This is a genomic window from Pseudomonas sp. ANT_H4, from assembly GCF_008369295.1.
GTDB lineage: Bacteria > Pseudomonadota > Gammaproteobacteria > Pseudomonadales > Pseudomonadaceae > Aquipseudomonas.
Genome location: NZ_VOBG01000042.1, coordinates 22,620 through 35,440, shown reverse-complemented (window position 1 = coordinate 35,440; position 12,821 = coordinate 22,620). Strand labels below are relative to the sequence as shown.

At 57.1% G+C, this 12,821-nt stretch carries 11 protein-coding genes and 2 pseudogenes; 5 read left to right on the top strand and 8 right to left on the bottom strand.

Annotated elements, in window-relative coordinates:
- Nucleotides 1–145: 145 nt before the first annotated feature.
- Nucleotides 146–1,333 carry a DUF4942 domain-containing protein gene (locus tag FQ182_RS28565; RefSeq protein WP_017849608.1) on the top strand — a complete coding sequence of 396 codons (1,188 nt, stop codon included), beginning with the start codon at nucleotides 146–148 and terminating at the stop codon, nucleotides 1,331–1,333.
- A 467-nt stretch (nucleotides 1,334–1,800) separates the two neighbouring features.
- Nucleotides 1,801–2,238: a hypothetical protein gene (locus FQ182_RS28560; protein ID WP_017849606.1), complete on the top strand. Its 438-nt coding sequence runs from the start codon at nucleotides 1,801–1,803 to the stop codon at nucleotides 2,236–2,238.
- Between the two features lie 44 nt (nucleotides 2,239–2,282).
- Here FQ182_RS28560 and FQ182_RS28555 read toward each other — a convergent pair whose 3' ends face one another.
- From FQ182_RS28555 to phnC, 8 genes are all read right to left on the bottom strand, one after another.
- On the bottom strand, nucleotides 2,283–3,380 hold the full coding sequence (locus tag FQ182_RS28555; RefSeq protein ID WP_149494065.1) for a DUF1173 family protein: 1,098 nt from the start codon (nucleotides 3,378–3,380) through the stop codon (nucleotides 2,283–2,285).
- 129 nt (nucleotides 3,381–3,509) lie between these two features.
- Nucleotides 3,510–3,752 (bottom strand): hypothetical protein, encoded by a 243-nt coding sequence (locus FQ182_RS28550; RefSeq protein WP_149415329.1) that lies wholly within the window; start codon nucleotides 3,750–3,752, stop codon nucleotides 3,510–3,512.
- Nucleotides 3,753–3,926: 174 nt separating this feature from the next.
- Complete coding sequence (locus FQ182_RS28545; protein ID WP_010466230.1) at nucleotides 3,927–4,907, bottom strand: IS5-like element IS1384 family transposase; 981 nt, start codon at nucleotides 4,905–4,907, stop codon at nucleotides 3,927–3,929.
- 107 nt (nucleotides 4,908–5,014) lie between these two features.
- Nucleotides 5,015–5,884, bottom strand: a complete 870-nt coding sequence (locus FQ182_RS28540) for a LysR family transcriptional regulator (protein WP_010466239.1) — start codon at nucleotides 5,882–5,884, stop codon at nucleotides 5,015–5,017.
- Nucleotides 5,878–6,888 carry a phosphonate dehydrogenase PtxD gene (gene ptxD, locus FQ182_RS28535; protein ID WP_003118429.1) on the bottom strand — a complete coding sequence of 337 codons (1,011 nt, stop codon included), beginning with the start codon at nucleotides 6,886–6,888 and terminating at the stop codon, nucleotides 5,878–5,880. Before ptxD ends, FQ182_RS28540 begins: the two co-directional genes overlap by 7 nt.
- 8 nt (nucleotides 6,889–6,896) lie before the next feature.
- Nucleotides 6,897–7,724 carry a phosphonate ABC transporter, permease protein PhnE gene (gene phnE, locus FQ182_RS28530; protein ID WP_010466252.1) on the bottom strand — a complete coding sequence of 276 codons (828 nt, stop codon included), beginning with the start codon at nucleotides 7,722–7,724 and terminating at the stop codon, nucleotides 6,897–6,899.
- A gap of 8 nt (nucleotides 7,725–7,732) precedes the next feature.
- Nucleotides 7,733–8,596, bottom strand: a complete 864-nt coding sequence (gene phnD / locus FQ182_RS28525) for a phosphate/phosphite/phosphonate ABC transporter substrate-binding protein (protein WP_010466255.1) — start codon at nucleotides 8,594–8,596, stop codon at nucleotides 7,733–7,735.
- Nucleotides 8,593–9,420 carry a phosphonate ABC transporter ATP-binding protein gene (phnC, locus tag FQ182_RS28520; protein WP_003118432.1) on the bottom strand — a complete coding sequence of 276 codons (828 nt, stop codon included), beginning with the start codon at nucleotides 9,418–9,420 and terminating at the stop codon, nucleotides 8,593–8,595. The genes phnD and phnC overlap by 4 nt, the downstream gene beginning before the upstream one ends.
- A gap of 461 nt (nucleotides 9,421–9,881) precedes the next feature.
- On the opposite strand from phnC, the pseudogene FQ182_RS28515 reads away from it, so the two are divergent.
- The 3 genes and pseudogenes from FQ182_RS28515 to FQ182_RS28500 form a co-directional block, all read left to right on the top strand.
- Nucleotides 9,882–10,394, top strand: a pseudogene (locus FQ182_RS28515) (IS5-like element ISPre1 family transposase); the annotation flags it as partial.
- A 519-nt stretch (nucleotides 10,395–10,913) separates the two neighbouring features.
- Nucleotides 10,914–12,182: a group II intron reverse transcriptase/maturase gene (ltrA, locus tag FQ182_RS28505; RefSeq protein WP_010466266.1), complete on the top strand. Its 1,269-nt coding sequence runs from the start codon at nucleotides 10,914–10,916 to the stop codon at nucleotides 12,180–12,182.
- A 59-nt stretch (nucleotides 12,183–12,241) separates the two neighbouring features.
- Nucleotides 12,242–12,712, top strand: a pseudogene (locus FQ182_RS28500) (IS5 family transposase); the annotation flags it as partial.
- Between the last annotated feature and the right edge of the window lie 109 nt (nucleotides 12,713–12,821).

The following is a 12,821-nucleotide window of genomic DNA, read 5'->3' as shown; positions in this document are numbered from 1 at the left end:
TTAAGAATCTGAGGCCGGATGCCTCTGTCAATCCTCCACTTTTGGCGTTCCTGATGCGTCAATATCAGGCGCAAACATTGACTGTCAATGAGCAGTTCACTGACTCAGTGGTAAAGCCCAATCTTGCTGGCCTACTGATGTGTCAATGGTTAGAGACGTAGCTGATACCAAGCAGCACGTAACCAACAGCCCGGCCGCTTTCAGTAAGCGAATGATCGTTGCTAACATGATCAACAGCTACGACTCCATTGATTACGAGCGTGCTGGCTACCTTAATGATCTGCGCTGCGTCATAGCTAAGTTCATGGGACGCGAAGAGCCTCGCCACGGTGACACTGGTCCGCTGCTGGAGGTGTTCCGGCGTCGCACGGGGGAGTGGTACGAGGTTGATGGCGGCACCTTACGCATGAAAATGTACAAGAAGGGCACCTGCCATATTGAGGTGCATCCGGAAATGGCTTGGCGCCTAAATGCGGTGCTGGCCAGCTTGTATCCTGCGGCGATTCCGGCCAGTTTCCGTACGAAACCCAGCGCCAAGGGCAAGCGCCACAAGGTGTTCGGTCGTCCGCTTCCGTTTGCGGTGATTACTATGCTGTCCAAGATGCGCTCCGAGCCAAACAGGCCGGTGCGCTATGACCGCTGGGAGGAACCACGGCCTCCGCTGACGGCCAACCCTCATGCCCTTCAGTTCGACTACGGCGATCGCAGTGAGGCAGTACAGACCGAGGCAGAGAAGATTCTTGCCATGATCGGAGGGGTACGTCACAACAAGAATGCACACGTCTGGTTTGAATTCGAGTTCAGTCCACGCGAGGCCCTGGATGAGATTATCGTCTCTGGTTGTGTGCCAGACCAGCGGGCTCATCAGTTCTATCCGACCCCTGATGAACTAGCTATCCAAGTCGCTGAACTGGCCAACATCGGCGACGAGGATACTTGCCTGGAGCCTTCAGCCGGGATTGGTGGCATAGCCGATCACATGCCCAAGAACAGAACGCGATGCGTCGAGATCAGCGACCTGCATTGTAAGGTGCTGGAAGCAAAGGGCTTCGACGTCACCCAAGCTGATTTCTTGAATTGGGCAGGTTCAACGGCTGATCGGTTCGACCGTGTTGTGATGAACCCACCATTTAGCGAAGGGCGTTGGCTTTCGCACCTGACAGCGTCTGCGGGCCTGCTGAAGGCCGGCGGACAGGTTACGGCCGTTTTGCCCGCCAGTGCGAAGAACAAGGACGTGCTCCCAGAGTTCGATCTGGAGTGGTCACGCGTCATCGAGAACGCTTTCGCCGGTACCTCCGTGTCAGTGGTAATCCTAGTGGCGCGGAAGCGTTAGGAAAAAAGGTATTGGATGGGGGGCACGTATGCAGAAGTCCAGCGTGCGCCGATATCCTTGGGATTGAATACCTAGAATCCACGAGCTATTTTATCTGCCATTCAGGACATCAAATGTTTGTTGCCCTGTGGGAGCTGACCCTGGTCAGCACTTCAAGTACGCGGCCTTACTTTAAGGTGAGTGACTGCGATCAGATATCCAGCCATGAGCTGGATTAAAGCCTACCGGGCGCTCTCTCCCGGTGGGTGGGGGTGCCTCGGTGAACTGGAGGTACAACCTATGTCGAATCAACCATGCTTTTGTGGGTTCTTGTCTCTTGTGGATGCTCTACAACATCGAGCCACATCTGGTGGGTGGGTATTTGAGGGGGAGGCAGGTCAAGTGATTTGGTTTGCTCACACATTTCGCCCGACAAGCATCTTCACGCACTACGCCCTCAAAGGCATTTCCGGCAGGCTGGTGTGAATATGAAGATCTTAACCGTGGTTCGCCTGCCATCAGAGGACAGTGGGCTTCAAAACTCCATTGTTCGACTACACAACCGCAACATCGACTCGAAACGAAAAGATCGGAACAGATTTTTCCGTCGTGAGCCGGTGATGATTTGCAACAGCGCAAATGGTGCCAGCGTCTTGAGGTATGTGATGGGCACTCCTGGTGGGATATCCATCACTAAAAACGCTGTAGCACTCGACTACGATGCGATCGACGTCCTGGGCGTCCGCTTCAATGATCTAGTCGAGCTAGAGTTGAAGAGAGCATCCTCCGCGGAAATCTATAAGTGGTTTTGGTTTCACCCTGACCTGAATGTTCGTATCTCCATTCGTTTAGGGATAGCGGGCGGGTTGCTGGGGATTCTGGGATTCTGTGTTGGCCTGTTGCCCTTCATACATTTTAGTTTGTAACGTGGACAAAAAACCCGGTCTTAGGACCGGGTTTCTTATTTGGGCTAGCTGGAGATTTTCACTGGCTGGTACCTGTCTCCGTCAGCGATAAGGAAATCCGGTATTTCTAGGTTGAGAGGAGCGTCGTACCGTAGTGGTTTGATAAAACTCACGCGCTCGGCTCTTAGAGCTGACTCCTTTGCCATATCGGAACGTGATGTGATCGGTATCCATGCTTCGCTTACAGCCATCAATGCCAGATCTCGAACCTGCGCGATGTTGAAAGTCCCGTTGTTTTTTGTTGCAAGGCGAGCGAGCGCAATTACAGTGTGTCCTTCTTTCCAAAGCTTGACTTCGTTTGGATACTCTTTAACGAAGTGCTCCCAGTGGTGTGAACCAATAAAAATCGCTGAGAAACCGAAGTTTCCAACTACTGGAAGTTTTGAGACATTATGTTCGTACTTGTCGGGGTTGTATTGCCTTAGTGGCGCAAGAAGTAAAGTATTGCTGTTGATTGCAAGTGACGAGTTGATTACTTCGTTGTTGAGTTGTTCCTGCTGGCTTCCTATTGGAGCATGTAAAAGTAAGTTCCTGTCAAGTGGCGTGTCTTGGCTGATAATTCGGCCGGCAACCTGCCTAATCGCTAGATTTACCATGCCAAGGCGTCGTTGGCATTTAACATGGTCGAACCATAAGTTGAGCCGTGCCTCTGACCAAATTAGGTGGAGTATTCCCTTTAAGCCTAAAGCTCGAATTTTAGATTGATCGGCATCATCAATCATCTTATAAGCCGCATTAGAAGATTTTTTAAGTTTCTTTCTGAGATTGATGCAAATAGTTCCATCAAGCGTTTCTTTGATTGCGCTTGAACTGTAACAATTAAGTCCGCTGAGGTTTTGGTGCGGAGAATGAAACACGCAGCTTGGCGCATGAAGATTACCGGTGCCTGGGGCACGAATGTACGCATAGCCTGATCGCTCTGACCGCCGTTTGATCATTATGCTTGGCGCCTGGTGGCTGTCTTCAAGGCATAGGCAACGCGCGTCCAGAACCCCTACGGCTGCGAACAGCTCTTCCACGTGAGGTGCGAACGCTTCTTGCCATTGATCTTCTGGAGAATATTTTTGCCCAGCAATCAACAGCGGGTAGCGTTTATTTTGCATTGGTTACTCCTTTCAACCTATCGCGCAGCCCAATGGAAATTGATCAAAACACTGACGACGGATGTGCAAGAATCCTAATTCTGTAATATGAAAAAAGCAGCCGAAGCTGCTTTCTTCTTTTGAAGTATTTTAAGGTTTCTCTACATCAATGCTAGCCGATTGTTGATCGACGGGCTTAGCCGTGTCTTCTGAGCGCTCTGGGTTTGGTACGAGCTTGCCTTCTTTCCAAATGTAACGGGCGATGGGCTCCTTGGTAGGATGGCCTGCGTCGTTCTTTGGGTTGCCGCTGCCGTTACCTCCGGCACCCGCGGAAGCACCGCATGCTGCAACACTGATGAGAAGTGCCAGGGCGATCGTAACTTTGTTTTTCATCCATCTATCTCCTTTAAGGTGATTCTTAGGGATGGTCTGAAGTAGCCATGTATTTCCCCGGCATACCACCTAGCGCAACTTTTAAACTCGCCAAATGATCAAAAAACAATCAATTCGACGAGTATTTCTTACGTTTTCGCCACCCGGACCCCACTCCGGTGGCCATTTCCCGCATTACAGGCGCACCTCTCCTGCATTCGTCAGTAAATGTCGGCGCGCCATCCACAGGTTCGACAGAGCGAACAGTGTCACCAGTTGCGCCGTGTTTTTGGCCAAGCCGCGAAAGCGCACCTTGGTGTAACCGAACTGGCGCTTGATTACCCGGAACGGATGCTCGACCTTGGCGCGCACCTGAGCCTTGGCCTTTTCAATCTTGCGCTTGGCTTTGTACAGCACGCTGCGCTTATCGAGTTTTTTGTAGGTGCTGCGGCGTGCCGCCACCTGCCAGATAACTTCACGTCCTTCATGCTCGGGCCGCTTTTCGACACCGGTGTAGCCTGCATCGGCGCAGACCACGTTTTCGTCGCCATGCAGCAATTTGTCCACCTGGGTGACATCCGCCACATTGGCCGCCGTGCCCACTACGCTGTGCACCAGACCCGATTCGTCATCGGCGCCGATGTGGGCCTTCATGCCAAAATAATACTGGTTTCCCTTCTTGGTCTGGTGCATTTCCGGGTCGCGCTTGCCGTCCTTGTTCTTGGTCGAACTGGGCGCATTGATCAGCGTTGCATCGACGATGGTGCCCTGGCGCAGCGACAGGCCGCGGTCGCCCAGATAGCCATTGATGACAGCGAGGATGCCGGCCGCCAGCTCGTGTTTCTCCAGCAAGCGGCGGAAGTTGAGAATGGTGGTTTCGTCGGGGATGCGCTCCAGGTTCAGCCCGGCAAACTGGCGCAGGATCGTGGTTTCGTACAGCGCTTCCTCCATCGCTGGATCGCTGTAGCCGAACCAGTTCTGCAGCAGATGCACACGCAGCATCGCCATCAACGGGTAGGCCGGACGGCCACCTTCACCTTTCGGATAATGTGGCTCGATCAAAGCAATCAAGCCCTTCCACGGCACCACCCGATCCATCTCGATCAGGAACAACTCCTTGCGGGTTTGCTTGCGCTTGCCAGCGTACTCGGCGTCGGCGAAGGTCATCTGCTTCATCGGGAAACTCGGTGGGTGGGGTCGCGGTATTTTGCCAAATCAGAAAGTCTTTTTCAGAGTTTCCCTAGGCTGACAAGCCAAGCGCTGGATCGCAACCATCCATCACCTTATCCAGCTAGATCTGCCTCCTCCAATAAGTGCCGCACAAATCCCGGCGGGTGCAGATTTCCGGGAGGTTTGCGCCAGATCAGTTGGAGACGCTTTTCAAGCCCCGGGATGGGAAGAGCTACCAGCGCGCCACTGCGAACTTCGTCTTGTACTGCGGAAGCCATCACCAACGACACGCCGAGTCCCGCCCTCACTGCTTGTTTGACTGCCTCGGTGCTGCCTAGCTGCATACCGCTGCGAGGCACGCCCAGTTCGCCAAAGTATTCGGTCAGAAGCCGTCCGGTACCGCTACCCGGTTCACCTCCCAGCATCGGCAGGTCCACCAGACGATCACGTTCTATGCACCCTGCTTCAGCCAGCGCATGGTCGGGGCTGACGATAAGCACCAGCGGCTCGACCCGCCAGAGGCGGTGTTCGAAGTCGGGGTGAGGTAGCCACCATTCCATGATCGCGGCGTCGAGCTGGCCCGCCAGTAGCTGGTCGGCCACATCCGGGTTGGCGGCGATGCGCAGATCCACCTCGCCCCTCTCATTTGCGGTCGTCAGATAGTTGCGCACGAATGGCTGGAGAAGGTAGGTGCCGATGTTGGAGCTGGCCCCGACGCGCTCACGATTGCCATGCAGGGCTTCTAGCGCCCGGGCGTGCATGTCGAGCAAGGCGGTCGCATGCGGCATGAAGGCCAGCGCCCGTGTGGTAGGCTGGCAGCCGCTACGACTGCGCTGCACCAGCGTTACGCCGACCTGCTCTTCAAGCTTCTGCAAGTGCTGCGACACCGTCGGCTGGGCCAGCCCCAACGCCCTCGCCGCGCTCTGAAAACTGCCTGTTTGAACGATCGCTACCAGGCTCTTCAGCCAGACCGGATTCAACATGCGGCAGGCTCGGCCTTGGGCAGACGGTTCGCAGCGTTGATTGGGCGCGCACCTGCCAATACCTGGATGATGTTCTGCGCTGCACAACGTTCAATCTCCAGGCGCACCGCGCGCACTGCCGACCCTATGTGCGGAGTGAACAGCGTATTCGGATGCGCGAGCAGCGCAGGATCGATCAGCCGCGGCCGGTCCGCGCGAGCCCAGTCTTCCATTTCGAATACATCCGCCGCATACCCGCCGAGCTGGCCTCGCTCAAGCGCCGCGAGCACGGCGGCTTCATCCACTACCGAACCACGACAGGGGTTTACAAGCAGAGCGCCCGGCCGTACGAGGGCAAGCAGCTCGGCGTTGACCAGATGCTGGGTATCGGCATTCAAGGGAAGCGCCAGCAGGATGAAGTCCGAGCTGGCGAAGAGTTCGCTGCACGCCACCTGGCGCAGGCCGAGCCGTTGCTCGGTTTGTGTATCCAGAGCCTTCGCCTCGTGGTACTGCAGGGTCGCGCCCCATCCCTGCAAGCGATCAGCCATGGCCAGTCCGATGGCGCCCATGCCAAGGATGCCGACCGTAGCGTTATCCAGCCCCGTGCCGTAGAACTGTGGTTGCCAGCCCTGGAACTCGCCAGAGCGGACGAACGCATCTGCTGCCCGCAGATGCCGCCCCAGCCCCACCGCCAGTCCGATCGCCAGCTCGGCAGTCGGGACCGTCAACAGATCAGGCACGAAGGTCAGCCAGACCCCGCGGGCAGTACAGGCGTCCACATCGAAATTGTCGAAGCCCTTGAGCGCGCAGCCGACTACACGCAGCTCAGGGCAGGCTTGAAGAAAGTCTGCATCGACCCGATCGGGCATGAACGCCATCATCGCCTGAGCATCGCGGCAGCGGCGCAGAATTTCCTCGCGCGTCAGCGTGCTGTCGGTCTGGTTGGTCATCAGCTCGCAATGTGGCGCCAGCAGTTGCAGGATCTCATCGTGTACTCGGTGAGTTATAACGAGTTTCGGCAGCATGGTTTGTCCTATTTGAAACGTTTGCGCAGCACGCCACTGAAGGCGTCTACTAGCGTGACCATGGCCAGGATGACCAGCAGGATTGCTGCAACCTCCTGGTACTGCATGATGCGCAGCGAGCCCATGAGTTCGAAGCCGATACCGCCGGCGCCAACCATGCCCATCACGGTGGAGGCGCGAAAGTTGTATTCCCAGCGGTAGATCGCCACGTCGGCGAACTGCGGCGTCACCTGTGGCAAAACCGCGTGCAGCAGCACTTGCATCGGCGTAGCCCCCGCCGCCCGAGCGGCTTCCACCGGCGCTTCGTCGACGTGCTCGATGGCCTCGGCGAAGAACTTGCCGACCATGCCGACCGAATGCAGACCCAGGGCAAGCACGCCCGGCAAGGCGCCGAACCCTACGGCTGCAACGAAGATGATGCCCATGATCAGCTCCGGCACCGACCGCAGGGCATTGAGCAGCACCCGGGCAACACCGAACACAAGGGGGTGCGGCGCCGTATTGCGCGCTGCAACGAAGGCCACCACCAGCGAGAACACCACTGCGATGGCCGTACCGGCGATGCTCATCGCCAAGGTGTCGATCAAGGGGCGAATCCAGCTTCGATAGCCCGAAAAGTCTGGCGGCATGGCCTCGCCTGCCAGGGTCGCGATGGAGGGCAGCCCGTTCAGCAGCGTGGTGGCATCGAGCAGCCCCACGTACCAGCAGGCCAACAGCACCACTCCGAATACAATCGCCACCTGCCCCAGCTGGCGCCACCAACCGAGGCCGAAGCCTCGAAGGATGTGCTCGCGTTGCTCTGCAGGCAGCGCCTGCACGTCGTAATGAGTAGACATATCGGTGCTCACATCGTGGCGAAGTCGAGGCCGAGCAGCGATCCCATGTTGCGGATCACATCGTAGTCGGCGTCGGTGATTGGCGCGAAGGCCTCGGCCTTGAAGTTGCGCAGCACTTCGGGATCGTCGATACCGACGAATACATCCCGCACCTTGGTTTTCAGCTCGGGGCTCAGGTTCGAGCGCATCGCCCAGGGGTACTGGGGGTATTCGCCGCTGTAACCAAGTACTTTCACCTTGCTCGGATCGATTAGGCCACGTTCGGCTACGTGATTGAAAATTACCTCCGACAGCCCACCCGCATCGGCGTTGCCGTTCGCCACGTTGACGGCAACGGCGTCATGCGTGCCCACAAAATGTTGTTCGTAGTCCTGCCCACCCGTCAAATCGGCCGTCTCAAGAAGCACGGTTTTGGGAATCAAATGGCTGGACGTCGATGCCCGGTCACCATAGGCCATCTTCTTGCCCTTAAGGTCGGCATACTCATTCACGCCTGACGCCACATTGGCGATAATCACCGAGCGATAGGTCGGCTTGCCGTCGATGACCATGGCAGCGAAGGGCTCGATGTCGCTTTTGCTTTTGGCCATGACGTAGGACAGCGGACCGAAATACGCCAGGTCGATACGGCCAAAGCGCATCGCCTCAATCATCGAGGAATAGTCGGTGGTTACGATCAGCTGCACCTTCTTGTCCAGATGCTCTTCCAGATAATCCTTCAGCGGCTGGTTACGCTTGATCAGCTCGGAGGCGTTTTCGTCCGGCAGCAGGGCAACCTTTAGCACATCCGGATCGGCATCGGCCGCTAGGGCGGACAAACTTGAAACAGCGGACAGCAAGCAAGTCAATAAGAGCGCGGATAAGCGTTTCATCGGGACATCTCCAGTGAAGGTTCGAGCATGACAGGTGGTTCAGCCGGAGCATTCGCTGGCTGAGTCGTAGAGCGGCCTGCATAGATGCGCTCAAGCTGCGCATCGGTGAGTTCCGAGGGCGCGGCATCGAAAACGATCTGAGAATCGGCCAGCCCGACGACGCGATCGGCGAAGCGGCGGGCATATTCGAGTTGATGCAGCGAAACGATGGCGGTGATGCCGTCTTCCTTGCAGATGTCGCGCAGCAATCCGAGAACACGGACCGAAGTGGCCGGGTCGAGACTGGCTACCGGCTCATCGGCCAGAATGATCGCCGGCTGTTGCGCTAGCGCACGCGCGATGCCTACCCGCTGCTGCTGGCCACCGGACAGTTTGTCCACCCGGCTTAGCGCCTTGTCTGCCAGACCGACCCGAGCGAGGCAACTGAGCGCAATCTCCTGATCGGCACGCGGCAGAGGAAACAGCGAGCGGAGCGTGTTGTGAAAGGCCAGCCGACCGGTAAGCACATTAGCCAGTGCGCTTTGACGTTCGATTAGCTGGTGGTGCTGAAAGATCATGGCGGTACGCCGACGATGCTGACGCAAGGCCGAGCCGCTGCCGAGTTCACCGAGTTCGCTGGTGACACTGCCGCCAGTGGGCGTGACGAGTCGATTGAGACTACGGAGCAAGGTCGACTTGCCTGCGCCCGAGAGACCAAGCAGCACGGTGAACTCACCACGCCGAAATGCAATCGAGGTATCGCGTAGGGCTGTCACGCCGCCTGGATAGACGACGCTCAACCGGTCGACCCGCAGCACGGCGTCCTGTATCGGATGGGGCGTCATTTGATCACCTTTCGCAATATTGCTGGCCGCACAATTGCGGTTCGCGATGCAAAGGGTAGAAATTCCTTGTTACCGCACTGCTTCTAAAGGATGACATTTCGATGAATACTTCGAATCTGCCGTAGCGGGGCGGCAAGCGAAGCCGTGGAAGAACGGGCGCAACGTAGCGTCTTTCTTCACGCGGGATACAGGAGGCTTTGATTGATACTGCTGCGGATTCGCTACAGTAACGTTGGGCCAGAACGTAATGCCATCCAAGCAAGAGAGCGCACACTAGCGGACTATAGGAGACATTCTATTCTTGCCCGTCGATTGACCTAGGCCGTTATGTGGCTGGTCGAAACCTTCAGGTGCCGCCCAACTAGACGTCTGTTGTCGCGCCCAGCTTAATGCTAGGGAAACTCTGAAGAAGACTTCCAGATTTTGGCAAAATACCCGGATTCCACCCACCGAGTTTCCCGATGAAGCAGATGACCTTCGCCGACGCCGAGTACGCCGGTAAGCGCAAACAAACCCGCAAAGAGTTGTTCCTGATCGAGATGGATCGGGTGGTGCCGTGGAAGGGTTTGATTGCCTTGATCGAGCCGCATTATCCCAAGGGTGAAGGCGGTCGTCCGGCCTATCCGCTGATGGCGATGCTGCGCGTGCACCTGATGCAAAACTGGTTCGGTTACAGCGATCCAGCGATGGAAGAGGCGCTGTACGAGACCACCATCCTGCGCCAGTTCGCGGGGCTGAGCTTGGAGCGTATCCCCGATGAAACCACCATCCTCAACTTCCGTCGTTTGCTGGAGAAGCACGAACTAGCCGCCGGCATCTTGGCTGTCATCAATGGCTATCTGGGCGACCGAGGGCTGTCGCTGCGCCAAGGCACGATCGTCGATGCCACGCTGATCAATGCGCCGAGTTCGACCAAGAACAAGGACGGTAAGCGCGACCCGGAAATGCATCAGACCAAGAAGGGTAACCAGTACTGTGTGTCACGAACACAGGTCAGATGACCTGTGCTGCTGTGCCGAAGATGGAAGTAGGCCTTCCGAAGTCGGCTTGCAGGAGCGGACTTCAAACCACCCGGTGCTGCTGCATCCAAAAGGTGTGGTGGTGAGCGACCGAGGAAAAGTCATCCCTGAGGATGGCAGGTGAGTATGGAGAAGATGAGCGAAAGCAAACCGTCCGATGACGCATCGTTATGCCCAAGGTGCTGCCGAAACTGAGGTGGAGTACTGGCTTCAGGACAAGTCGGGGCGTTACCTGCTTACGGACCCGATGGCAGCCGGTGTATAGGCGGCATGATCTTCATACAGGCTTTGGTACGGAACGTGAGAACCTTGTTCCAGATGCGAAGGAAAATGACAAATGGCCAACACCATGAGGAAGAATACCGATGCTGGAACGAGGGGCGGAGCCTCCCGTAGTAGCGATGAAGCCTCTGTAATGGAGGTGGAGCGAAGGGGCGGCGTTATCCGGCCGACGAGCGTTGCCAACCTCCGGGGATGAGTGGCGTGAGCTCGGCGAAACCTTATGACATAGCGAAACGCACGGTATGGGACGCCTACCAGCAGGTCAGGGCCAACCGCGGTGCTGCCGGCATCGACGATGAAACCATCGCCGATTTCGAGCGGGATCTGTCTAAGAATCTCTACAAGCTGTGGAATCGGATGTCGTCGGGGTCGTACTTCCCGCCTCCGGTCAAGCAAGTAGAAATTCCCAAGGCATCGGGAGGCACGCGCAAGCTGGGAGTGCCCACGGTTGGTGATCGTGTCGCGCAAACCGTGGTCAAGCTTCTCATCGAGCCGGAGCTGGACTCGATCTTCCACTCGGACTCCTATGGGTACCGGCCGGGACGATCAGCGAAGCAGGCGGTGGCGATCACGCGTGAGCGCTGCTGGCGATACGACTGGGTGGTGGAGTTTGATATCAAGGCAGCCTTCGATCAGATCAATCATGGGTTGCTGATGAAGGCGGTGCGCCTGCACATCAAGGAGGACTGGATACTTCTGTACATCGAGCGGTGGCTGGTTGCGCCGTTCGAAACGGATCACGGTATGCGCGTCCGACGCGAACGCGGCACCCCGCAAGGTGGAGTGATCAGTCCCCTCCTGATGAATCTGTTCATGCACTATGCCTTCGACACCTGGATGCAACGTACCAGCCCCAACTGCCCGTTTGCCCGCTACGCCGATGATGCGGTGGTGCACTGCCGCAGTCGAAAGCAAGCGGAGTACGTGATGCGCTCCATTGCTTCACGGCTGGCTGCCTGTGGCTTGACGATGCACCCCGAGAAATCGAAGGTCGTGTACTGCAAGGACAGTAACCGTCGCGCAGGTTATCCGCATGTGAGCTTTACCTTCCTCGGCTTCACCTTTAGGCCGAGGAAGGCGCTCAGCAAACAAGACCAGCTCTTCACGAGCTTCCTTCCGGGAGCGAGTGCGGATGCCTTAAAGCGGATGCGGCAAGCGGTACGCAGGTGGCGACTCAATCGCCAAACCCACGTGACGCTGGTCGACGTGGCTCGGCTCTACAATCCAGTGATACAGGGGTGGTCGCAATACTATGGCTCGTTCTATCGGACAGCCATGCTTGGCATCTTCCAGCACATTGACCGCGCGCTTGAACGCTGGGCCCGACGAAAATACAAGGCTCTTCATAGGCGCAAGCGGCGCATTAGCCAATGGCTGGACAAGATGCGGACTGTGGTACCCCGGCTGTTTCATCACTGGCGAGTGACCGGGCAGCAAGGTTGGATAACGGGAGCCGTATGACGCGAGAGTGTCACGTACGGTTCTGCGAGCGGCTGCGGGGGCAGTTCCCGCGGCCGACTCACCACTTCGGCATGAAGGCGCACATCGGTGTCGATGATGAGTCGGGCTTGGTGCACAGCGTGGTGGGCACGGCGGCCAACGTGGCCGATGTCACCCAGGTCGATAAGCTGCTGCACGGCGATGAGAACATGGTCGGTGCCGACGCGGGTTACACCGGCGTCGAGAAACGCCCTGAACATGAAGGCCGGGGGGTCATCTGGCAGATCGCCGCCCGCCGTAGTACTTACAAGAAGCTTGATAAGCGCAGTGCTTTGTACAAAGCCAAGCGCAAGATTGAGAAGGCCAAGGCTCAGGTACGAGCCAAGGTCGAGCATCCGTTCCGGGTGATCAAGCGCCAGTTCGGTTATGTGAAGGTGCGCTTCCGTGGTCTGGCGAAGAACACGGCGCAACTGATGACGCTGTTCGCGCTGTCGAACCTGTGGATGGCGCGCCGACATTTACTGGCGAATGCAGGAGAGGTGCGCCTGTAATGTGGAAAATGGCTGCCGCGAGGTGCTCGCGGCGGCTAAAAACACAGAAATAAGCGGGTGATCTGAGCGTTTTTGATCGATTTGCCGCTTTTAAAATCGGCAGGGGCTG